General features: G+C 44.6%; 22 protein-coding genes. 8 read left to right on the forward strand and 14 right to left on the reverse strand.

What is annotated here, in order from left to right; all coding sequences use genetic code 11:
* Positions 1–128 precede the first annotated feature (128 nt).
* The 9 genes from nuoK to murI form a co-directional block, all read right to left on the reverse strand.
* Complete coding sequence (gene nuoK / locus WG943_RS15650; protein WP_340410429.1) at positions 129–440, reverse strand: NADH-quinone oxidoreductase subunit NuoK; 312 nt, start codon at positions 438–440, stop codon at positions 129–131.
* Between the two features lie 2 nt (positions 441–442).
* Positions 443–955 carry an NADH-quinone oxidoreductase subunit J family protein gene (locus tag WG943_RS15655; RefSeq protein ID WP_340410430.1) on the reverse strand — a complete coding sequence of 171 codons (513 nt, stop codon included), beginning with the start codon at positions 953–955 and terminating at the stop codon, positions 443–445.
* A 143-nt stretch (positions 956–1,098) separates the two neighbouring features.
* On the reverse strand, positions 1,099–1,701 hold the full coding sequence (locus tag WG943_RS15660; protein ID WP_340410431.1) for a NuoI/complex I 23 kDa subunit family protein: 603 nt from the start codon (positions 1,699–1,701) through the stop codon (positions 1,099–1,101).
* 158 nt (positions 1,702–1,859) lie between these two features.
* Positions 1,860–2,963 (reverse strand): complex I subunit 1/NuoH family protein, encoded by a 1,104-nt coding sequence (locus tag WG943_RS15665; protein WP_340410432.1) that lies wholly within the window; start codon positions 2,961–2,963, stop codon positions 1,860–1,862.
* A gap of 156 nt (positions 2,964–3,119) precedes the next feature.
* A complete protein-coding gene (locus WG943_RS15670) occupies positions 3,120–3,734 on the reverse strand; it encodes a hypothetical protein (RefSeq protein ID WP_340410433.1) in 615 nt (204 codons plus the stop codon).
* A 12-nt stretch (positions 3,735–3,746) separates the two neighbouring features.
* Complete coding sequence (map, locus tag WG943_RS15675) at positions 3,747–4,505, reverse strand: type I methionyl aminopeptidase (protein ID WP_340410434.1); 759 nt, start codon at positions 4,503–4,505, stop codon at positions 3,747–3,749.
* A gap of 21 nt (positions 4,506–4,526) precedes the next feature.
* Positions 4,527–5,714, reverse strand: coding sequence for a glutathionylspermidine synthase family protein (locus tag WG943_RS15680; RefSeq protein WP_340410435.1), 1,188 nt, complete (start codon positions 5,712–5,714; stop codon positions 4,527–4,529).
* 11 nt (positions 5,715–5,725) lie between these two features.
* Positions 5,726–6,274 carry a hypothetical protein gene (locus tag WG943_RS15685; protein ID WP_340410436.1) on the reverse strand — a complete coding sequence of 183 codons (549 nt, stop codon included), beginning with the start codon at positions 6,272–6,274 and terminating at the stop codon, positions 5,726–5,728.
* A 228-nt stretch (positions 6,275–6,502) separates the two neighbouring features.
* On the reverse strand, positions 6,503–7,318 hold the full coding sequence (gene murI, locus WG943_RS15690) for a glutamate racemase (protein ID WP_340410437.1): 816 nt from the start codon (positions 7,316–7,318) through the stop codon (positions 6,503–6,505).
* Positions 7,319–7,619: 301 nt separating this feature from the next.
* Here murI and WG943_RS15695 point away from each other — a divergent pair, with 301 nt between their 5' ends.
* From WG943_RS15695 to WG943_RS15705, 3 genes are all read left to right on the forward strand, one after another.
* Positions 7,620–8,123 (forward strand): RDD family protein, encoded by a 504-nt coding sequence (locus tag WG943_RS15695; protein WP_340410439.1) that lies wholly within the window; start codon positions 7,620–7,622, stop codon positions 8,121–8,123.
* A gap of 91 nt (positions 8,124–8,214) precedes the next feature.
* Entirely contained in the window at positions 8,215–8,604 is a 390-nt protein-coding gene (locus WG943_RS15700) for an SPW repeat protein (protein WP_340410440.1), read from the forward strand.
* Between the two features lie 99 nt (positions 8,605–8,703).
* Positions 8,704–10,575, forward strand: coding sequence for an ABC-F family ATP-binding cassette domain-containing protein (locus WG943_RS15705; RefSeq protein WP_340410442.1), 1,872 nt, complete (start codon positions 8,704–8,706; stop codon positions 10,573–10,575).
* 120 nt (positions 10,576–10,695) lie between these two features.
* On the opposite strand, the gene WG943_RS15710 is transcribed toward WG943_RS15705, so the two are convergent.
* The gene (locus tag WG943_RS15710; protein ID WP_340410444.1) at positions 10,696–11,832 is read right to left on the reverse strand and encodes a hypothetical protein; all 1,137 of its coding nucleotides are present in this window, start codon (positions 11,830–11,832) and stop codon (positions 10,696–10,698) included.
* A 76-nt stretch (positions 11,833–11,908) separates the two neighbouring features.
* Positions 11,909–12,898 carry a sulfatase-like hydrolase/transferase gene (locus WG943_RS15715; protein WP_340410445.1) on the reverse strand — a complete coding sequence of 330 codons (990 nt, stop codon included), beginning with the start codon at positions 12,896–12,898 and terminating at the stop codon, positions 11,909–11,911.
* A gap of 251 nt (positions 12,899–13,149) precedes the next feature.
* Here WG943_RS15715 and WG943_RS15720 point away from each other — a divergent pair, with 251 nt between their 5' ends.
* Positions 13,150–13,332, forward strand: a complete 183-nt coding sequence (locus tag WG943_RS15720) for a hypothetical protein (protein ID WP_340410446.1) — start codon at positions 13,150–13,152, stop codon at positions 13,330–13,332.
* Positions 13,333–13,446: 114 nt separating this feature from the next.
* Complete coding sequence (locus WG943_RS15725; protein ID WP_340410447.1) at positions 13,447–14,187, forward strand: phenylalanine 4-monooxygenase; 741 nt, start codon at positions 13,447–13,449, stop codon at positions 14,185–14,187.
* A 47-nt stretch (positions 14,188–14,234) separates the two neighbouring features.
* Here the strand turns inward: WG943_RS15725 and WG943_RS15730 are convergent, their stop codons facing one another.
* The 3 genes from WG943_RS15730 to WG943_RS15740 form a co-directional block, all read right to left on the reverse strand.
* Positions 14,235–14,915 carry a hypothetical protein gene (locus WG943_RS15730; RefSeq protein ID WP_340410448.1) on the reverse strand — a complete coding sequence of 227 codons (681 nt, stop codon included), beginning with the start codon at positions 14,913–14,915 and terminating at the stop codon, positions 14,235–14,237.
* A 104-nt stretch (positions 14,916–15,019) separates the two neighbouring features.
* Entirely contained in the window at positions 15,020–16,135 is a 1,116-nt protein-coding gene (locus WG943_RS15735; protein WP_340410450.1) for a CaiB/BaiF CoA transferase family protein, read from the reverse strand.
* Positions 16,136–16,152: 17 nt separating this feature from the next.
* On the reverse strand, positions 16,153–16,905 hold the full coding sequence (locus WG943_RS15740) for a YebC/PmpR family DNA-binding transcriptional regulator (protein ID WP_340410452.1): 753 nt from the start codon (positions 16,903–16,905) through the stop codon (positions 16,153–16,155).
* 643 nt (positions 16,906–17,548) lie between these two features.
* Here WG943_RS15740 and WG943_RS15745 point away from each other — a divergent pair.
* The 3 genes from WG943_RS15745 to WG943_RS15755 all read left to right on the forward strand — a co-directional run bounded on the left by WG943_RS15745 (position 17,549) and on the right by WG943_RS15755 (position 22,865).
* Positions 17,549–18,976, forward strand: a complete 1,428-nt coding sequence (locus WG943_RS15745; RefSeq protein ID WP_340410454.1) for a DEAD/DEAH box helicase — start codon at positions 17,549–17,551, stop codon at positions 18,974–18,976.
* Positions 18,977–19,329: 353 nt separating this feature from the next.
* Positions 19,330–20,343 (forward strand): hypothetical protein, encoded by a 1,014-nt coding sequence (locus WG943_RS15750; RefSeq protein WP_340410455.1) that lies wholly within the window; start codon positions 19,330–19,332, stop codon positions 20,341–20,343.
* 44 nt (positions 20,344–20,387) lie between these two features.
* Complete coding sequence (locus WG943_RS15755; protein WP_340410456.1) at positions 20,388–22,865, forward strand: outer membrane beta-barrel protein; 2,478 nt, start codon at positions 20,388–20,390, stop codon at positions 22,863–22,865.
* The last annotated feature ends 173 nt before the right edge of the window (positions 22,866–23,038 follow it).

A 23,038-nucleotide genomic window follows, 5' to 3' on the forward strand; every position in this document is an offset into this window, starting at 1 on the left:
TTTATAAGATTGGAAGGATTTAAAGATGATTGTACGAGTATAGTTGAATACTTAGGGGTGAATTGTTTGGAATCATGTTTATACTACCGGGACAGTGCAATTACGAAATGTACTACATCTTAAAAATCTTACTTCTCAGCAGTAGCAATCTCGCTCAGGTTAGCTGTTTTAAAATGCTGGTATACGCGCAGCACAATAGCCAGCGCAACGGCAGCCTCAGCGGCAGCCACTACAATTACAAACAGCGAAAACATCTGCCCCTGCAGCAGCAACGGGTCGTGGCGGCTGAAGGCTACCAGGTTCAGGTTGGCCGCGTTAAAAATTAGTTCTATGCCCATCAGCACCACCACTGCATGGCGTTTGGTGATAACAGCCAGCACACCTATACTGAAAAGCACAGCACTTAGAAGTAGAATATGTTCTAAAGGAATCTGCTCCATATCTATACTTTCTGTTTATCAGTGGCAATATAAGCGGCTCCCATCAGGGCCATTAAAAGCAGCAGCGAAGCCAGCTCAAAAGGTAACACAAAATCTGTCATCAGTTTGATACCTATACTTTGCACGGTACTTTTCTGATTGCCCAGCACATTTAGTTCGGTTGTCTGTAACCACGGCAGACTGCTAATGTTGGCTTTAAGTATACTATAGCTTAGACCGACAAGTATAAGTCCGGCCACTAATGTACCCCAAACCGTATTTACGTTCTCTGAAAGTACCGACTTATCATGTACGCGGCTGCTAAGCATGATTCCGAAAAGTATAAGCACCAGCACGCCCCCCACATACACCATTAATTGGGTTACTGCTATAAAGTCAGCAAACAGCAACACGTAAATGCCGGCTATACTTAGCAAGGTTATCAGCAGCGAAAAACCCGCATAAAGCAGGTTGCGCGTCAGCACCATGTAGGCTCCCGAAAGTATGGCAAGTATGGCGAAGATGTAGAAAAGCACTTTTCCAGTTATTAGTTAACAGTAATTATTTATCTAAAGGCTTAGCAGTGCACGAAGGTCCTGCTGGCATTCGTTTTGCGCCCAAGGCGTTTGCTCCATAACAGACACTAGCGGGAGCTGCGCACGCCGCTAGGTCTTTAGCTTTATTGTTTTCTTGCAGCCAATGCCGCCGCTTTTGCCGCTGCCATTTCTTCCTGCTGCTTTGCCAGCAGCTGCTTCTTCTCCTCGGCCTGCTCTGGTGTAAGGTCTGTAAAGTGGTAAATCATGTTCTTGATATCTACTTCAGCAAAGTCATACACAGGTGTCATGGTCAGGCAGTCGGTTGGGCAAACAGTAGTGCAGAGACCGCAGTAGCAGCACTTGGCCATATCAATATCAAAAACCGGTGCATACAGTCGCTTCTTGGTACCATCGGAGGTTAGGCCAATCTCTTCCGTTGCTTTAACCGACTCGATGGTAATGCAGTTTACCGGGCATACTTTGGCACACAAGTCGCAGACAATGCAGTCGTCGATTTCGTTGTGCAGGCGATAGCGACCATTGTCGGGTACAGGTATGGCTTCGTACGGGTACTTCAGCGTCACCAGTCCGTCGGGCTGCTTAAAGTAATTCTCGTCTGTCACGTACTCCGGGGTGCGGCGGTTTTTAGCACGCAAAAAGTGCTGCCACGTCAGGCGCAGTCCACTTACCAGCGACTTCACCACGTCCCAGAATCCGGATTTATGTTTTATGGTTTTAGTTTCCATAATTTATATGTGGAGCGTTCCCCCCTAACCCCTCCAAGGAGGGGAATTTGCTAATTTGTATTTTGTTATCCCGAATGTAAAGAGATATCTAATTAGAATTCCAGATAGATTTCTCGCTTATCGGGGGGACCTACCCCCAGTTCGAAATGATAATAGTTTTATATCATTAACAACCGCCAAATGCCTGCTATCAGTACCACTCCCAATGCAATCGGAGTCAACACCTTCCAGCACAGGTGCATCAGTTGGTCTACACGCAGGCGTGGGTACGTCCAGCGGATCTGCAGTTGCAGAAACAGCAGCACAAATGTTTTACTCAGTAACCAGAACCCGCCCCAAAGCATACTCGACAGCTCCCCAATGGTACCAGTCGTCCAGTTGGCAAGTTCAATAGAACCGATGTTTGGAAGCGGCGTGTTCCAACTGCCCAAGAAAAGTATAACCGCTACCAGGCTCACCAGCACCATCATACTATACTCTGCCAGAAACAGCACCGCAAACCTGAACCCTGAGTATTCTACGTGGAAACCCGCCACCAGCTCCGACTCCGCTTCCGGAATATCGAAAGGTGCACGGTTGCTCTCGGCCAGCGAGGCGATGAAATAAATTATAAAAGCTACCAAAAGTATAGGTGCCCTGAAAATGTTCCAGGTAGTGATGCCGCCAATATTTGTTGTTTCGATGCCCAGTGCCTGAATGCCAAAAAGCCAGTTTGCCTCATACTCCAGCCCCGGGAAGATCTGCATTAACACACCCTGTTGGTAACTAATCTCCTGGAAATCCAACGACTGGCAAACCATCACTGCCGAAAGTATAGCCAGCCCTGCCGGAATCTCATAGGAAACAATCTGCGCTACCGAACGCATCGCACCCAGCATAGCATACTTGTTATTCGAGCCCCAGCCTGCCATTAGCAAACCAACTACGTCCAAAGAAATGATCGCCAGCAGGTAGAAAACCCCTATTCCGATACCAGCCGGCACCAGATCGGGGGTGAAAGGGATAACGGCAAAACCCGCAAAAACAGCGGCGAAGATAAGTATAGGTGCCAGCTTGAAAAGACTCTTATCGGCAGCGGCAGGAACGATATCTTCTTTCTGCAGCAGCTTTAAAACATCCAGCACCGACTGCAACGAACCATAAGGACCGGCCTCTGTAGGCCCCATGCGGTCCTGCATAAAAGCGGCCACTTTGCGCTCTGCGTACGCCAGCACGATCACTATCAAGAGCAACAGCACAAGTGTAAGCACAAAAGCAAGCATAGGTGTTCAGGTTTCGTTAGCAGGCAAAGGTAGGGTTATAATTTGGAAATTTGAAGATATGGGGATTGGAAGATAGGGTTTTGTAGGGACAGGTCGCGACCTGTCCGAATTGTGCAGAGAAATTTGTCTGAATCAGGATTTGCAGGATGGACAGGATTATTCATACCATTTAATATCCTTCTGTACTATTTCCCAATTTCCATTTCTTTTCTCCATAACAAATCCATTTCCGTAACCACAGAGCTTTCTACAAACAAACTTTAACTCAACATAAGCTCTTGATTGGTGATTGTTAAAGAGTGGTATTGAAAAGTAATAAAATGCTGTTTTCTCTCTTGCTATCAATTTAGGTTCTTGCTCAAGAAGGGTAGTAAAGTTCAAATTGTCAAACTTATTTGTATCCAGTCTGGAGTTTACCAACATATTATTTTGATACAAAAGGAAGGAAGAATCGTGAGCTGTAAAAGGCGCATTTACACCATGTATTCCAACTAATTTATAGAAGTTATTAATCCAGGGAAATTGAGGATCACGCCTAAGTTTTATCGTATCGGGGAAATATATTTGAAGCTTGTAAAGATCAGTTGCAAGTGGTATTTCACTCTTCTCACCATGAAATAAGCTATCTTGTATGATAACAGCCTGTATAACTTTATTTACATCTTCCTCTGATGGCAGCTTATATTTTTCTTCCTGCTGTACCTGGTTACACGAAAAAGCAAACAACAGCAGAAACAGAAAGAAGTTATACTTCAAAATAGGCACATCCATATTCTTAACTAATCAGATTCCGTTTGCCTTAGTAAGTATAATCGGTTCTCCGTCGGTGATAAGTATAGTATGTTCGTGCTGTGCCACAAAGCCGCCTTTTTCTGCCAACAATGTCCAGCCGTCGCCTTTTTCGTGGGTGTAGCTGCCTTTGGTGGAGATAAAGGTCTCGACGGCAACTACCGTATTTTTCTTGAAGCGTTGGGTATTATACTTGTCGTAGAAGCAAGGAATCTCGTGCGGTGGCTCATGCAGGCTTCTGCCTACGCCATGCCCTACCAGGTTTTTAATCACTTTAAAGCCGTTCTTTTTGGCTTCTGTTTCTATTACCCTGCCGATGTCTGAAATTCTTACACCTCCTTTGATTCCGCTTAATGCTTTATACAGCGCAGCAACAGAGGTCTCAACCAATTTATTTAAACCGTGAACATCCTCCCCTAGCACAAACGAGCCACCGTTGTCAGCAAAGTAACCGTTTAACTCAGCCGATACATCAATATTTACCAGATCGCCGTCTTGCAGCACCGTATCAGTAGAGGGTATGCCATGAGCTGCCTCATTATTAACGCTAATGCAAGTATAACCGGGGAAATTGTAGGTTACTTTAGGTGCCGACTTTGCGCCGAAAGCCTGTAGGATTTCATAACCAAAGTCATCTAGTTCTTTGGTCGTCATTCCTGGCTTTGCATACTCCCGCATTTGTTTCAGCGTAGTGGCAACAGCTTCGCTTACATTTTGCATCCCGATCAGATCGGCTTCTGATTCTATTGACATAGCTTCGTTTTTATATTTAAATTATCTCTCCACTAAATGCGGCACAAACTGCGACAGATTCGTGATAATGCCCTTTTCTCTTCTAAAACCTATAGCACAGCCCTCTCCTGCCCAAAAAACACCAGCCTGGTATTGGTAGCCGTTGCTGTCTTCGGGTAGGTCGCACCAGCGTTGGTATACTTGCAACTGGTTATCGTACTCGCCTGCTACTTTGGTTACGCGCACTCTGTCAACTACCTCAACGCTCTGCCCTTCGCGGCCAAAGTATGGTTTGCGAATATACTTGCCACTAAGCGGCTCCAGATCGGTTTCGAGTAGCAACGGGTGGTATGGGTATGCTTTCCAGAGCCAGGCCAGCATGCCTTTGCTTTGGAACATTAACGTATAAGCCGGATTAGCAATGACCACGTTGCGCATACTTGCCAGGTAAGTTAGGTCCTTCAGCAACTCTGGCTCCTCCCAGGCAATCTGTTCCCAGGGCAGCAGCTTAAACAAGAACGGAAACTGACGCCACTGCTCTGCCCCTACCTGCGCCCATACGCCTTTCTCTGCTCCTTCTGTAGATATGTTTACCTCCTCTATTGGGCAAAGGTGTGCCTCGAAACCGGCTTCTTTAGCGGCTTGCGCAATTACGGCACAATTCGCTTCGTCTTCGGCACTCGCCCCAATGTAAGTCAGCAGCAAAGCCGGAGCCAGGTCGTCGTTTAGCATGCGCCAGGTTTTCAGTTGCTCTACCAGTGCCTCATAAAGACCCGAGTATTGGTTAGCATCGTTTTTACCGGCTGCTGCCAGGCTGGCCCATTGCACCACTGCTGTTTCGGGTATAGAGGTAGCGGTATCAGCGTTAAACTCCAGCAACTTTGGCCCTTCCGGCGTCTGTACCAGGTCAAAGCGGCCATAGAGGTGCCAGTGCCTGTCGTCGTTCCAGGATTGGCGCAGCAGTTCCCACAGGTTTTCGGGTATGCCTAATATTTTCAGGAATTCGTCGGGCAGGCCTTCCGGCACTATCTGCACCATCATATTGTATAACGTATCGGCAGCTTTGAGCAAAGCCTCTGCCTCTTCTTCTTTGATTACCACTGCCTCGCCGGGCACATAGTTGGCACAGCCATCTTCTACGCACCACTCCCAGCCAAGCCCACGCACGGCAGTTTCCACGTCGCCGTTGTGCGCAGTCAGGCGAACGGTGTTATTTCCTTTAGCTAACATGTATAGTATGATTATGCGCCAGCGCCGCCGCTACGTCCTCTAAAATAGCCGCTTCTGCCAGAGCGTGGCGCAGTTGTTTGCTGGCGATAGGTTTGTACATTCTGGCGCCATGCTGCGGTCTTGTTCATAACGCCTGGGTTGGCATAATAAGCAGGGTTAGGAGACATCATTCGCCCGGCCATGTAGCCCATGCCACTCCACCACAGCACACTTCCCAGGCCAAAACCACCTTGTCGATATTGCTGTTCATTTGCAGCCAGGTCCTTTATCTGGTTTTCCAAAGCAAGCCCCTGAAGCGTATCAATTCGGCCATCGTTATACTTTAAGATAGCCATGCTGCCCCCTGGGTTTGTGGTACGCTCATCGGTAATTTTCCATTGGTCAGGACCTTCTTCGGTTAACTCAGTGATTATACCATCTGGCACAGCCACTTCGTCGCCGGTTTTCCACTCGTCTTGCTGGTTATTAGAACTACAACTGGTAAGGCCCATACAAGTGGCTGCCGCTACAATAAATGCATTGCGTTTAAAGTCGCCTATGGTCAGATATCGCTTTTTCATTGGAATTTATACTTTCGGTATTGCTTGAAGATATACTTTTTACGCAGAATTGCCGCATTTTGGCTAGTATTTGTATCTGGGGTATCAAGTGTTTTATAGCTAGCCAAAGACTTACAGGTCTGCAAGATGCCGTGAGGTCGCTGTAATTGGCTTTAAAGATGCAAAATATTGCGTTTCTACAAACTCACAACTCCTAAACACTTTAACTCCCAGACTTTCTAACTGTATTTACTCCCACAGTGGGTAATGTTCCAGGTTTACTTTGCGCTTAAAGAAGATGCGAGTACTTTCCTCAAACGATCTTGTAAAATCTGATACGTAGAAGTGATGCTCACCAACCAGTAGGTCTGATGCCAGACTGTTTGCCTCTAGATAATCTTTCACCTGCTGCGCTACAATAAGACTAGCATCCAGTACATCAACCTCTCCTTTATAAAAGTTCTCAATCTGCTTTTTAATGAGCGGATAATGTGTACAGCCAAGTATAAGAGCTTCTATGCCCTGCAGGTCAGGGTCTGATAGGTATGTATGAATTACACTCTCTGAGATGGAATCGTTAAAAAAGCCTTCTTCTATCATGGCAGCCAGTAACGGTGTGGCATGCGATTTTAGCTCTATGCCTTTATCCAACTCATCCACCTTTTTGCGGTACACATTAGAATTGACCGTTTGCTTGGTCCCAATCAATCCGATTGTTTTACCGGGATACGTCTGCCCAATGTAATTCACAATCGGGTCGATCACATTCAAAACTTTAGCTTTGCTGCCCACGTACTCCCTCACCAGTTCGTAAGCGGCAGCCGAAGCGGAGTTACAGGCAATAAGTATGAGCTTACAATTTTGCCTTATCAGCAAATCACAGATCTTAACGGCATAAGCCTGTATAGCAGCCGTTGATTTATCTCCATAGGGTAAATGAGCCGTGTCTCCAAAGTATATGATGCGCTCGTTAGGCAATAATTTTGTAATTGCCTGTGCAACAGTAAGTCCGCCAATACCGCTGTCAAATATCCCTATGGGCCTATGTTTAGTTGCTAATGCCATACACAGCGAAGTTAGATAAAATTACTCAATACAAATGTTCACCCAAGAAATAAGTACGTTCACCTGAAAAAGTTTTGACATTGAATGATATAGATAATATTTAAGTTCTATGCATGAACGGTATATTACCATTGATTTAATAGTTTTATAATTTTTATTAAATTTTTTGCCGTTTAAAAACAAAATCTTAATTTCACAAGCATTACACTACACCTGGCTATAACATGCCAGCCTTTCAAAAGGTGAACTTGTGCTATTCGGCTTTACCAAACATTAACCTTATTAATAAACAGGAGCCCCTATGCAATCAGCACTTACCATACCTAATCCTACCGTAAAACGGACCTCTTTGTATGGCAGCTTGTCTAACCGGTTTGTTTCTTTCTTAGTTGATACATCGCTCCTGGTATTCTGGTATACAATTATTTTATACTCTACCTCCGGCGAAACGCAGCAGTTATATACCTGGAAGGAACTGTTAAATGATGGAAGCCTTAGTATTGCTGAGCTTAAGGTAATAAGCGAAATGTTGTTTCTAAACATCTACCTGCCTGTGCTGCACTGGCTATACTACACTTTGCTGGAGTCTTCGCCGAAACAAGCCACTATTGGTAAATTTACGCTAGGCTTAAAAGTTACAGACCTGAGAGGCAAGCGCATTAGTTTTGCACAAGCTAACTTGCGTTACTTTTCTAAAATAGTATCTGCCTTACCGCTTTTGCTAGGGTTTTTACTTATACTTACCACAAGGCGCTCACAAATGCTGCACGACTATTTGGCTCGCACTGTAGTTGTTACCGACTGATAACTATTTAAAAAAATTGCACTTTTATCATACCCCTTTTTTCGATTGACGTATAAGTTGATTGTATTAACAATTAGAAAGGAGGACAGTGATGAGATTTATCCCGACCCGCTTTCATGGCATTTTAGACTATATAGTGGGATTACTTTTAATAGTTTCACCATGGCTGTTTAATTTTTCAGAGGTAACATACGCCACTTGGGTAATGGTAGCGGCTGGTATAATTGTACTACTTCAGACTGTTTTCACAGATTTTGAGGTAGGCTTGGTACGAAAAATACCAATGCAATCGCACCTGATGCTGGACTTTGGCCTTGGTGTTATCCTAGCGTTATCGCCATGGATATTTAACTTTGATGACCAAGTATATATGCCACATTTAGTTCTTGGTATATTTTCTATCCTGGCTTCGCTTACTACACACCGTGTACCAAGCAGAGCTCACAACACGCAACATGCGCGTCAGGATACGATGCACTAACAAACTTGAAGTTTACATGTAAAATAACAGGCTGACCATTTAGGTTGGCCTGTTTTATTTTTGCCTGCCGCTCTGGATTTTAATACCTAAATTTGCCTTATGAATTTCTTATCAGCAGAAAATATTGCGAAAAGCTTTGGCGAACGCTGGCTTTTCAAAAACCTGAATTTCGGCATTAGCCAGGGACAACGTGTTGCCCTTGTAGGTGTAAACGGCTCCGGTAAAACAACTTTGCTAAACATACTTGCTGGCAAACTCCCTCCCGACGAAGGCGGCGTGAGCGTGCGCAAAGAAGTAAGCATCGGCTACCTGGGGCAAAACCCAGAGTTTGAAGAAGAGCTGACCGTGCAGCAAAATATTTTCTCGATGCAGAATGAGACGCTCGAACTGATAAGCCAATACGAAGCCGCTATAGCCAACCCTAATACAGGTGCCGAAAAAATGCAGCACCTGATGGAACGGATGGATGAACTACAGGCTTGGGATTTTGAAGTAAAGGTAAAGCAGATTCTATCTAAATTAGGCATCCATAACCTGGATACAAAGGTAAAGCACTTGTCTGGTGGGCAGCGAAAACGAGTGGCCATGGCGCGTGTGCTGATAGAGGAACCGGATATGCTGATACTCGACGAGCCAACCAACCACCTGGACCTGGACACCATTGAGTGGCTGGAAGGACTGCTGAGCACACAAAACTCTACCCTGTTAATGGTTACCCACGACCGCTACTTCCTAGACAAAGTAGCCAACGAAATAGCGGAACTCGACAACGGACAGGTTTATACTTATAAGGGCAACTACAGTTACTTTATAGAAAAGAAAGCCGAGCGCGAAGAAGCAGAATCTGCCGAAACCGAGAAGGCCCGTAACCTGATGCGCAAAGAGCTGGACTGGATACGTCGCCAGCCTAAAGCACGTGGTACCAAAGCAAAGTATAGAGTAGATGCCTTTGAGGAGCTAAAGGAAAAAGCTGCCAAGAAAACCGCTGCGCCACAACTGGAGCTATCAGTGAAAACAACACGCCAGGGCGGCAAGATCATCGAGGTTGAGCACATCTCCAAGTCATTTGGAGAGAAGAAGATTGTGGATGATTTTAGCTATGTATTCAAGAGAAAAGACCGCATTGGTGTTGTAGGGCCGAACGGTGCCGGCAAATCTACTTTCCTGAACATGCTGGTAGGTAACTTAACCCCGGACTCAGGCATGATAGATGCCGGCCAGACAACTGTTTTCGGTTACTATACCCAGGACGAACTGGAGTACAAGGATGACCAGCGCGTGATCGATATTGTAAAGGAGATCGCGGAGGTAGTGGAGATGGCAAACGGAGAGGTGATCACGGCAAGTCAGTTTCTGCAGCACTTCCAGTTTGCGCCGCCGCAGCAGTATACTTTTGTGAGCAAACTAAGCGGTGGCGAAAAGCGTCGACTGCAGTTGCTGCGTGTGCTTATCAAAAACCCGAACTTCCTTATTCTCGATGAGCCTACCAACGACCTGGATATCATTACCCTGAACATACTGGAGGACTTCCTGCTGAACTTCGGGGGTTGCATTCTTATCGTGAGCCACGACCGCTATTTTATGGACAGGCTGGTAGAGCACCTTTTCGTGTTTGAGGGAGAAGGCAAGATCCGTAACTTTCCGGGCAACTACACCGATTACCGCGAGTGGCAGAAAGAGCAGGAAAAAACACAGCAGGAAACTAAGCCTGCAGCACCAGCTGCCGAGAAAAAGCAAGAACAGCCAAACAACAAACGCAAGGCTACTTATAACGAGAAAAAGGAGTACGAGCTCCTGGAGCAAGAAATTGAGCAGCTGGAAAGTCGCAAAGGTGAGATTATTCAAACCATGAACAGTGGCACCGTTACCGACCACGAAGCGCTGCATACCTTGGCATCTGAGCTGGAAAGTATAAATGAGCAACTGGAAGAGAAAGAGTTCAGATGGTTGGAATTGGCTGAAATAATGTAACAGCTAAAAGTATACCCCAGGCACTAGACAAAAGCCGGCAAGTATAATTGCCGGCTTTTGTCTTATACAGCATGTTTACATTTCGTTTTGTAACGCAAAGCATTATTTTTCAATAGGCTCTTATTGCTCCAGCCCCTTTACTACCACGTTTACACGTTCGTTGCGCTGCCCTACCTTCACAATCTGCCTTTCAAAATCTTTTCGTTTATTAATGGTTTCAAAGAAACCGTCAAGGTACTTTAACGTCTGTTTTCTATACTTTTCATCTATCAGGAGGTTGGTTAAATACACTTGGTAAAAGGCCTCTTTACGATTGTTGTAGAAGGGCACCAATTCAGCATACACCTCCTCCGGAAAACTATACCCTCTGAAAACACGCTGCCTGACAGTGGTAATACCGACTTCTGGTGGAGGTTTGGCATACGGCGGTATCACGATCCCATTATAATCAAAATCATAAGGCACAGGTATTGGCTTACCGTAAGCCTCCAGGTAAAGCAGCACAATGTTGTGGCGGTAAGGCACCGACCAATCCGTGTTTCCGATCATATACTGAAAAAGAGCCAGCTTTGCCATAGTGCGGTTTTCTGTGGCATCCATCCTGATCAGTAGTTCATCAGGCATAACAGTGCCTCCAACTCGTTTAGCCAACGTTTTTTCCTCTTCAATCAAGAAACCGTAATTGCTTGTTACTGCTTTTCCTCCATCCACATCAGCATATTCTATGTAGCAAAGCCTTACCTTAAAACTAATATGAGACACGATATTGTAGAGTTTGTAAACTAAATACTCCCGCATCACATACTTATCGTTGTTGCAATGGGTAACAAGCTTTAATTTATCGGCACCGGCAAAGGCTGTATTGGCCACTTCTTTTTTAGGAAAGTTTAGCAGCAGCGGCGGAAATCTGCACACGCTTGGGTCTCGGCGGTACTTGCCTCTAACCCGCACTTTTAGATTTAAAGAAACCGTTTCGCCAGTTGGCGACTGATACTGAACAGCAGCTTTGTGGTAGCTTCTTTCATCGCCACGATCTTTTAGAAGTTCTTTGTAGTTAAGCACCAGTTTAAACCGTAGCACCTCCTCGCTGGAGAACAGGTCCTGCTGCTGGTATACTTTACCAGCTGGTGCTGCTTCTTTTTTTAGAAAAGTATAAACCGGAGTTGGCTGTGCGATGGCAGGCAGGGTAAGTATAGTTATCCAGCTTACTACAAGATATAGCGCCCTGTATAGTTTCGCTTTACTTTTTGCCTGCACGTTTATCCACCCTCACCATAAATAAACCTCCCCTAACGGTAAGCCATACAATACTCCCGGGAAAGCAAAAAAATCCTTACTGCACCACCGGCATCAATTCATTCAATTTTTTCTGAGCTCTTCTGTTATAAAGATCCCTGATCAACTGCCCCTGCCCACTTTCCATCTTCACGCCTAGCAACGGCGAAATAGTGGCAGGTATATCTATCAAAGTATGTTTTTCTTTAATAGTGTACCCTTTCTTAAAATCCGGCCCCACGGCCAGCAAACTGATACGCCTGCAGCCTTCGCACAAATCTCCGTGTTCCATCCAGCCTCCATCAATTTCATTCAGGTGCCTGCCGTGGTCGTTTGTGATAAGCAAAGCTGTCGTTTTTTTATAAAATTTATCTTTCCGGATAAAATCCCATAGCTGCTTCACATACCTGTCTGACCTGGCAATGCCTCTGAGGTAATTCTCCCAATTTCCGGCATGGGCAAACCCATCTGGCTCCATTAGGTTAATAAAAACCAGGTTGGGCCTGTGCTGCGAAAGTATGCGCTGAGCTTCGACGATGGTTAGGGAGTCCATGCGATAACCTGAACCGGGTCCACTTTTACCTACATTTATAGACGGCTGATATTTGCCGTGCCAGGCAGAGTCCTGGGTATTTGCTAGTATGTGCAGTTTATCTTTGCTCATGATAAACCAGGCAGCTGTAGCAGGCTTTCCTGTTGCTTTAAGCCAGTACTGCACAATAGATGGGTTCGCAGGAAGCTCGTCGCCGTAATTATCTATCTCCTGGTTTACGCCTGTGGTAATAGCCACGTGCCCTGAATTAGTATATGTATAAGCATCGTTCTGGAAGTCAGAAAAGAAAGTACTTCTTCCCTTTAGTGTTCCCGACATATACGGTATCAGCCCCGGGGTATTGCCCCAGTTTTCGGAGTGTCTTGGCCCATCTATTACCAATACAATTACATTCTGTGTTCTGAAAGGCTTTGCCTTTGATGCAGTACTTGTCGTTGTACCTGCACATCCCCAAAAGAGCAGCAGTATTATGATCAGCAGCAGGCTGTATAGCAATCGTTTAAGCTTAAGCTTATTTTTTGATCTATTGGATAAAACAAATGCTGCCATGGCCACACACATTAACACAAACACCTCACTTATAATTAGTTATACATTACATCACAGCACAACGTTGTAAATAATCAAGATAAAATAATAGCATAAGAAGCAGTATAACGCTATAAAGATTTGATGCAGCAAAAAACTTACACGTAATTCTTGCGTTTAAGCGATAAGTTTACATTATTGCAGCACACAAAGTATAAATGCATAAACCAGAAGCCATAGCAACTACACTTACACTGCCAAACTCTATTGGCCAGTTGCTGCTTTCTGTTGCCTTTTCTTATTGCTTGAGCGTGTATGGCTATGCTGGCTATTATTATAGCTATTATTATCGCCGCACCTACTGCGCTCTCTTTGGCAATCACACCGATAACAATTCGTAAAAAACAGGGAAGTATAAAATAAGCTTACCTGAAGTGATAGAAAAAAGCAGAGCGAGAGCTCTGCTTTTTTCATTTACACCTATTCCAATGATCCAAAAATTTAAAACGCAACATATGAACCTGACACAAAACTACAGCAGCTACACCGAAGAGAACCATAAAGTATGGGCTATCCTGTTCCAACGCCAGATCGAGAACCTGCCCGGCAAGGCTATTCCAGAATTTTTTGAGGGACTAAAGCTTGTAAACTTTAAGCCAGACCGCATTCCTGACTTTGCGGAGGTTAACCAACGCCTGAAGCCTCTAACCGGATTTGAGGTGGTACCCGCTCCTGGCATTGTAGACGATGCGCTGTTTTTCAGTTTGATAGCAGACAAGAAGTTTCCGGCTACAGTATGGATAAGAAGTATGGAGCAGCTGGATTACCTGGAGGAGCCAGACATGTTTCATGATGTATTCGGCCACGTGCCGCTGCTAACTATTCCTGTTTACTGCGAATTTTTGGCGGCGCTCTCTGCCATGGCCCTGCAGCATGTAGATAGGCCAGACGTGATAGATAAGCTTACCCGCATTTACTGGTACACCATCGAGTTCGGCTTGTTCCGGAAGGCAGGCGATAAAGCTAAAATCTATGGAGCTGGTATACTATCCTCTGTTGGAGAGAGCAGATTATCGGTGGCTGATGAAAGTATAAAGTATGGCTTTGACGTAGATCATATCCTGGACACCCACTACATTAAAGAAACTTTCCAGAGCCAGTATTTCTGCATCGAGAGCTTTGAGGAACTCGTGGAAAGCCTGCCAAAAATAAGTGAAGCCATCGAGGCGATGCGAAAGCAGCTGGAGGAAGTATAAGAAGTATAAAATGGCAGCCTGAACTTAATATCAGGCTGCCATTTTAATTAATGTGTTAGTTCGTGACTTATCTGGAAACCAAGTTTTCGGGGCTTGGTCAGGTGCGTGTTTTCAAGTTTTTGCTTCAGGGTGATGCGCTCAATATCACTTATATCCTGGCCCATCAAATCGTTGTTAACGGCAGCCACCATAGCACTCTCTACTATCACGCGCAGGGTTCTGTCTGTCAGCACGTTTTTGGCAATGTTTGTCACCTCATCGTAGGGTAGGTCTAGCTGCTTCACGCCTTCTATACAAAAGTGGTTTTCGATGTTTACCAGCATACGCCCCACCAGGTAGCCAGGGTCATCGAGGCGATTATACTTAATGGTATCAGCCATAAAATTATAAGCCATGATGTGCCCAAAGAAACGTCGCCTGAAGTCCTCATCAATGTAGTCGCTGCGCATGATTTCGTAATCGTCGGGGAATGTGATAATGTTAGAGTGCATTACAAACACAAGCAGATCTCCGGAGAACTTTATCTGAAATTCGTGCTCGCTTACATTGCGATATTCAATTATAACATTGGCGTCTTGTTTGGTAATCCTGTCTGTCAGATCATCCACAAGTTCCTGTGATATTTCTTTCAGCCTATTAAATGTATTCAGGGTATTACGGTAAATATCCTGCTTTGTGATCGACTTCTGGTGCAAGCCATTTATAATATCATCTAATCTATCTTCCATAGTTAATCTCAGTGTCAGAATTTTGCCTGATGTAGTTTGTACCGTAGTTTGAGGTACTTTGTTTAAAAATGCTGCTATTTACCTTACCGCTTACAGGAACACCTTTATACTTTAGTAGACGCTGGATAAGGTGGCGGAGGCTGCAAAGAAGGTAACTGCTGCCCTTGCAGCTTAAAGGCCACCTGTCGTACCCCAGGTTTAGAGCCCTCGTGCTGCAGAAGCATATCCTGCGCCTGTGGCAGCTCAAAGACTTCGGGTATACTGTTAACTGCACCAGCCGGAACGTGCTGCCGGTGCAGTTGCTCCAGAAACGCATCACGCAGCTGCTCTTGTATTAACCTACAAAGTATAGCGTTTAGCTCTACCCTATTCTGTATCCGGCTGTAGTTGTTTTTATACTTTGGGTCATCGGCTAATGCCTGGTTGCCTAGTATAGTACATAACTTTTTAAACTGCCTGTCGTCTCCGATAGCCAGCACTAACTGCTTCTCGTCTTTTGTAGTGTATACTGTACCGTAGGGCACAATAGTAGGATGCTCGGACCCAATGCGTTTTGGCTCCTGCCCTGCCACCAGGTAAGCAGTAGCCTGGTTTGCCAGCGCAGATACAGCCGCCTCAATTAATGACACCTGCACCAGCTGCCCCTTACCTGTTCTTTCGCGTTGCAGCAGTGCTACAAGCAATCCTTCCTTTAGTTGGTGTGCGGTAAGAATATCCATCAGGGCAACCGGCATTTTGGTTGGCAGGCCCTTAGGTTCTCCGTTTAGGTACATAAAACCGCTTTCGGCCTGCACTACGGCATCGTAGCCTGCCCTGCTAACGTGAGCGCCATAACCGGTAATATGCCCGTAGATCAGCCTTGGGTTTATACTTTTAAGAGTAGTGTAATCCACCTCCAGCTTCTCGGCATCGCCGGGTTTATAGCTGGCGATTACCACGTCGGCCTCTTTTACCAGTTCGTACAGTTGCTGCAAGTCCTGCGCTGTTGTCAGGTTTAAAGCTAGGGAAGTTTTGCCCCAGTTAGCTGCGCAAAAGTATGAAGGTGTGTCAGTATCTGCCGGCTCTGTTTTTAATTTCCAGGTGCGGGTAACATCGCCGTGGGTGGCGGCATTTTCAACCTTTACCACTTTAGCACCCATTTCTGCAAAAAATTGCCCTACACTTGGGCCAGCTAGTACGCTTGCCAGCTCCAGTACCAGCATATCTTTAAAAATCTCCACCTATCGTACTTTTTACACTATTCCAGTTCGGCCATTACTTCGTCTGTCAGTTCCAGGTTATGGTATACTTTCTGTATATCATCGTCATCCTCCAAAGCGTCTATCAGCTTCAATATTTTACGGACAGCCTCGAGGTCTTCTACCACAACAGTTGTTTTGGGCAGGCGCTGAAGTTCCGCAGTTTCTGTATCCAGTTTCAGTTCCTCTACCCTTCGCTGCATGGCTCCAAAATCTTCCATAGCACAGTAAATAGTTATGTAATCCTGTTCAAATTCCACATCTTCGGCACCACCGTCAGCCAGTTCCAGCATTAGTTCATCATCTGTAAGCTGCAGTTCAGGATTTCTCTTTGCCACAAACACCCCTTTTCTATCAAACAGAAACTCTACAGAGCCATTCGTACCCAGGTTACCGTTGCCTTTGTTAAAGATAGTGCGCAGGTTTTGCACAGTACGGTTTATGTTATCGGTAAGGCACTCTATAAAAACAGCAACGCCATTAGAGGCATACCCTTCGTATGTCACCTCTGAGTAATCGCCATCTGTGCCCTCGCTCTTCTTAATAGCACGTTCTATGTTATCCTTTGGCATATTAACAGCTTTGCTGCTTTGTATTGCCAGGCGTAAACGTGGGTTTCCGTCAGGGTCCGGGCCACCTTCTTTGGCTGCCACGGTAATTTCTTTTATAAGCTTGGTAAATATTTTTGATCTTTTGGCATCCAGAGCGCCTTTTTTTCGCTTTATCTGCGACCATTTGTTATGTCCGGCCATGCTTTACTAAGGGTAATTTAACCTGTTCTACAGTTTCCTCTCAGAACAAAAAAACTAAATTTTAATGTGTTACGCACAAAAAAAGAGCAGTCTGGTACCAGCCCGGACTGCTCTTTTAGTATTTTAGTATATGTAAATGCTCTTATAGTTTACAAAAGCATAAAGATGGCATTAATGATATTCAAACCTAACAAAAGAAAAAAGTTAGGTGAATTCTGTATAGCTCTTTTCATGGCAATATAGTTTAATTATTATATTTTATCGATACAATACATTACATATCGTTTATATAATTTTACGCCGCCATAAAGCAAATGTTACAATAAAATATAATTTTTTATATATAGACTTTCAACACCTATAAACCAATCCAACCATTACATCGCCTTTTTAACTAAAATAAACACCTAGAGATACTTAATAAGCTATATAACGTTTTACGAATATTTGTACTATTAAGACAATAGTGCAATTAATAATCAGATAAACATCAAGCTTCATAAATATAACATCGTCACTAGTTTAGTTTCAACACCACTGTTAACGGCACAATGTCTTCATATTTATCGTATCTTTACTATGCCAATAATGTATATGTAGCATTAATGGCACAAGATCCTTTAATCAAACAAATAACTATACTTTGGATTTCCACTCGTTTAAATTACACGAAAACGTATTAACCGGTATCGACTCGATGGGTTATCGCAACCCCACTCCAGTTCAGGAACAGGCAATACCACTTATACTTGAGCGCAAAGACATGATTGCCTGCGCCCAAACCGGAACCGGTAAAACAGCTGCCTACCTGCTGCCTTTAATAGATCGTATTTCGCATGAAGGATACGAGCACACCAGCACACTTATACTTGTGCCAACCCGTGAACTTGCCAAGCAGATAGATGAGCAGGTAGAAGGTTTTGGCTATTTTGCCTCTGTTAGCTCCATTGCCATTTATGGTGGTAGCAAAGGCGGCGACTGGGACCAGCAAAAGCGTGCCTTAACAACAGGTGCCGATATTATAATTGCTACACCAGGCCGTTTGCTGGCACACATGGCTATGGGCTATGTAAAGCTAGACCAACTTAACCACTTGGTACTAGACGAAGCCGATAAAATGATGGACATGGGCTTTATGGATGACCTGCTAAAGATTATTAAGCAGTTGCCGAAGGAGCGCCAGACCTTACTTTTCTCTGCCACAATGCCGCGCAAGATCAGAGACCTGTCACAGCAGATTCTTCAGGACCCAGCAGAGGTAAACCTGGCCATTTCTAAACCAGCTGCCGGTATAGACCAGCGCCTGTACCTGGCTTTCGATAACCAGAAACTGCCCTTACTCGAGCATCTTTTGCAAGAGCAGGATGTGCAGAACATGATTGTGTTTACATCGCGCAAATCTAATGTAAACCAAATTGTGCGTTCGCTGCGCAAAATGGGATTCGGAGCCGAAGGCATCCAGTCTGATATGACACAGGAAGAGCGTGAGCGTGCGCTGCAGGGCTTTAAGAACAAGCAATACCAGATTCTGGTAGCTACCGACATACTCTCTAGGGGTATTGATATTGACAGCCTGAGCCATGTGGTAAACTTTGACATGCCAATGGATGCAGAGGACTATGTACACCGCGTTGGCCGTACAGCACGTGCTGCCTCTACCGGGGTGGCTATCACCTTTGTAAATGAGAAGGATATGTTCCGGGTGCAGAAGGTAGAGCGCCTGATCGAACGTGAATTGCCTAAAATTGCCTTGCCAGACGACTTTGGCCCAGGCCCCGCTTATGATCCAACTAAACGCCATGATAGCAGAGGCGGCGGCAGACATGGTGGCGGCAACCGCCCAGGAGCAGGTGCACAAAAGCATGACCACCGAAGCAAACACCACCGTAAGCCTAAAAAGCCAACTGAAGCCGGAGCAGCAACAGGCACAGAGCAGCCACAAGCAGCCGGTAATGCAAGTACAGCAGAAGGAGGTGCAAAAAAGCAACCTAACAACCGCAACAGAAACAGGAACCGTAACAGAAATAAACCTGCAGGCGGCGGAGAGTCAACAAAACCAACCCAGGAATAAAGAAAAGGCAGCTATAAAAGCTGCCTTTTTCATTTACCTCTATACTAATCATGCATCAACTTTCAGTTGAAATCATTTTAGCATACGTTATACTTTAGCTACTAAATACTCCGTTTATACTATATTTAAAGCAGCAATTATTAGCTTCTGCCTACCTTCTATAATTCGCTTACGCTTAGCTTACCTGTTTTATTTACTGCCAAGTGTTAAACAATGTTAATTTCTGAAAACATGGTATAACATCCGTTATATTAGCTGAAATAAATATTAACAACTAAAGCATTAGTTAATGTATGATAATAGCTTATATTTGACATATCGAACATTATATATCATTCCTTTACTTCAACTATATGAACAAACTTATTTACGCCTGCTTCTTTATTGCCATTTCTATACTTTTTACACCTGCAGCAAATGCACAAGCAAACACGAACTATCTTAAAGCCATTAACGAAGCAGAGCTTTATATTTCAGACTCCCTTTTCTCCAATGCCTTGAAAAGCTACGGGCAGGCATTTGCTTTAAACCCTGCTGCAAGCGCTCTAGACTACTACAATGCCGCTGTTAGTGCAACATTAACAGGAAACCATAAAAAGGCTTATACTTACTTATCAACTCTTAAGTGCAAAGGTATTCCTCTTGAAAAACTACAGGAGCGCCAGGATCTTAAAGCACTTGTAAACGGCAAAGAGTGGGATAAATTCGCCAGGAAGTATGCCAGCATAAGCAATAAGTGCAATATAAAAATAGACCTAGCCTACAGGGACACGCTTCTTGCCATGGTAGAGGTAGATCAATATTATGCAAAGAAAAGATCTGCTCTTACTGCTAAAGGCTCCGACCCGGAACTGTATAAAATATATGCAGACTCGCTTGAGTTTATTGTGGACAGCAATATGGATGCCTTCCTGAGTTTAGTAGCCCGTAAGGGCTTCCCATCTGAAAAAGTAGTTGGTGCAACAGGAATAAGTGTTCACCCATTTTACAACGTCCTGATTCGCCATGCGGTACAGCAGAAAAGAAGCGACATGCTTCCGGTATTATTGGCAGCTGTTCAAAGAGGTGAATTTCCAGCTCATGTTTATGCTGATCATGCAGAGATGTTTGAGCCCAAAAAGTATGGCACTACTGTATTAAGGGGATCAGCAAAGACCATGCATGATATAACGTTTACTGAAGCTGAAGAACTGAATATAGACAGGGTAAGGGATGCTTTAGGGATGGAGCCATTGAAAGATCTAAGAAAAAAAGCCCGATTCAGTCTAAGAGACAGCAGGTTTATGATTAATAAGCAAAACTCAACCATCAGGTTCTTTGAATCACGGGAAGAGATGCTGCAGTATCGTCAGGAGAATAAACTTTAGCTTCGCCAGCGGTATATCTAAAAAGAGTAATCACCTAATCTAATATGAAACAAACTTTACTCGCAGCACTCTTGTGCCTGCTAATTCCTACCTATGCCTCCGCGCAAAGCCCATTTAGCGGCACCATTAAAGGCACCGTATCCGACTCTACCAGTAAAGCGGCACTTGTATATGTAACGGTACTCATTCAGGAAGCAGGCAAAGATCAACCTCTTAAAAGCACCTTCACCAAAGATAACGGCTCCTTTGAAGTAAGCGGCCTTCCTGAGAAAAGCTACCAAATAACTTTAACCTATGTAGGTTATAAAACCCAAACTATACTTGTTCCTGCCTTTGCTACTGGCAAATCAAGTGTAGAGATTGGGCAGGTGTTACTGGTGGGCACAGCTAATAAATTAAAAGAGGTAGAAGTTATAACCGAAAAGCTGCTGATAACCCAGGACGTAGACAAGCTTAGCTATAACGTTGACGCCGACCCTGAAAGCAAAACCATGAACGCGCTGGACATGCTCCGTAAGGTACCAATGCTTAGCATAGACGGCGATGATAACATTAAACTGAATGGCAGCGGCAACTATAGAGTATTGGTAAACGGCAAAGAATCGTCTCTTTTTGCGAACAGCCCAAAGGATGTATTTAAAAGTATGCCGGCCAACTCCATTAAAAACATCGAGGTTATCACAAACCCACCATCCAAGTATGAGGCGGAAGGCGTTGGCGGCATCATCAACATTATCACACATAAAAAAACGCCGGGCGGGTATAATGGCTCTGTCAGCGGCAACATCAGCAATCCGAGAGGAGCTTACGGTGGCGGCTACCTTACGGCGAAGGCAGGTAAATTTGGTGTTTCGATGTATGGCGGCTTAAGCGACTACTACAGCCCTAAAAGCTCTAACAGAACCACAAGAGAAGACTTTATCTACAACTCTATACTTGACCAGCAGGGCTTCTCCACGAACAATGGTAAATTCGGTTACCTGAGCGGCGAACTTAGCTTTGAGATGGACACCCTGAACTTGTTTACCGCCAACTTTAACATGAATAACAGCAATGGAGGTTACGACCAGGAGCAGCTGGCCAATAACACCCAAGCCGACGGCACACTCATTTCATCCTACAGAAGAGTAAACACAGGCGACCACAAATGGTACAGTAAAGAGGTTGGCCTAGATTACCAACGCACTTTTAAAAAGAGCAAAGATCAGTTACTTACTTTATCGTACAAGTATGGCCAGAACGGCAACGACTCTTATACAGACTTTAACCTGGCACCTGTACTAAACTATAACGGCTCCCGAAATAACACAGAGAACAACGGCGCTACCATAGAGCAAACCTTTCAGGTTGATTATGTGCAGCCAATTAAAAAGCACAGCCTGGAAGTAGGTGTTAAAACCATCCTGCGCGACATAAACAGCGATTTTTACTATCAAACCTTTAACCCGGAAACAAACAAATTTGTGACCGATGCCAGCAGAACGAATTCCTTCGATTACAACCAGGATATTTATGCTGCTTATACTTCTGTAAACCTGAAGAAAGACAAGTGGGGATTAAGAGTAGGTGCCAGGCTGGAAGAGACAAAGGTAAACGCAAACTTTAAGTCATCAGACACTACATCAGACCAGGATTACTTTAACCTGATCCCGAACATATCATTGTCGCGTTCGCTGCCCAAAATGAGTAACATTAAGCTTTCGTACACACAGCGTATTGAGCGCCCTAGTTTGTGGTACATTAACCCATATATAAATGAGGTAGACCCTAAAAACATCTCGTATGGTAACGAGAAGTTAAAAGCTGCCACCAGTAATGTGTTTAACCTGGCGTACAGCACCTTCATAAAAGGCGTATCCATTAACACTGGTGTTACCCATACGTTCACAAACAACTCTATACAGCGTTATACATTCCTGCGTGCAGTTGATACGGTTTCTGTTTCTACGTTTGGCAACATTGGCAGAAACCATACAACGGGTATAAACCTGAGTACTAATGCCACCTTCTTAAAGAAAATCAGCCTGAACCTAAACAGCTCCCTGACCTACGTGCAATTGCAGAGCACAACCAGCGGACAGGATGTTTTTGAAGTAAGCCCTGTGAAAAATAGTGGCATTACCAGCAACACTTACGCTAACCTTAGCTACAAATTCGACAACAACTGGAGATTAAGCGGCAACCTGGGCATTTACTCTTCTGAGGTAATGCTACAAGGCAGCTCGGCTAGTTATATTTTCAATAATTTTTCGGCCTCCAAGCAGTTCCTGAAAGATAACAAGGCAAGTGTAACCTTATCTGTAAGCAACCCTTTCCAGAGAGAGCGCCGCTGGTACACTGAAGTTAACGAGCCGGGCAGGTTTCACTTAGTGCAGGAATCATACTTTGTGAGCCGCCGTGCAACTTTATCGTTTAACTACCGCTTCGGTAAGCTGAAAGGTGATATTGCCCGCAAGAAGAGAGGCATCAAAAACGACGACTTAAAAGGCGGAGAAAGCAGTGGCGGAGGTAACAGCAACTAACCCGCTCCAGCAAAAAGATACAGTAAAACCAGAGCCCCTGCAAGTTAACCAGCAGGGGCTCTGGTTTTATTAACCTATCAGGAATCAGCTAGCCTTATGTTATGTAGTGCCAATACAGCATTCAAACTTGTAAAGCAGCAGTTACTGGAGCTACAACATCAGGCATAAAAAAA

This window comes from Pontibacter sp. H249, assembly GCF_037892465.1.
GTDB lineage: Bacteria > Bacteroidota > Bacteroidia > Cytophagales > Hymenobacteraceae > Pontibacter.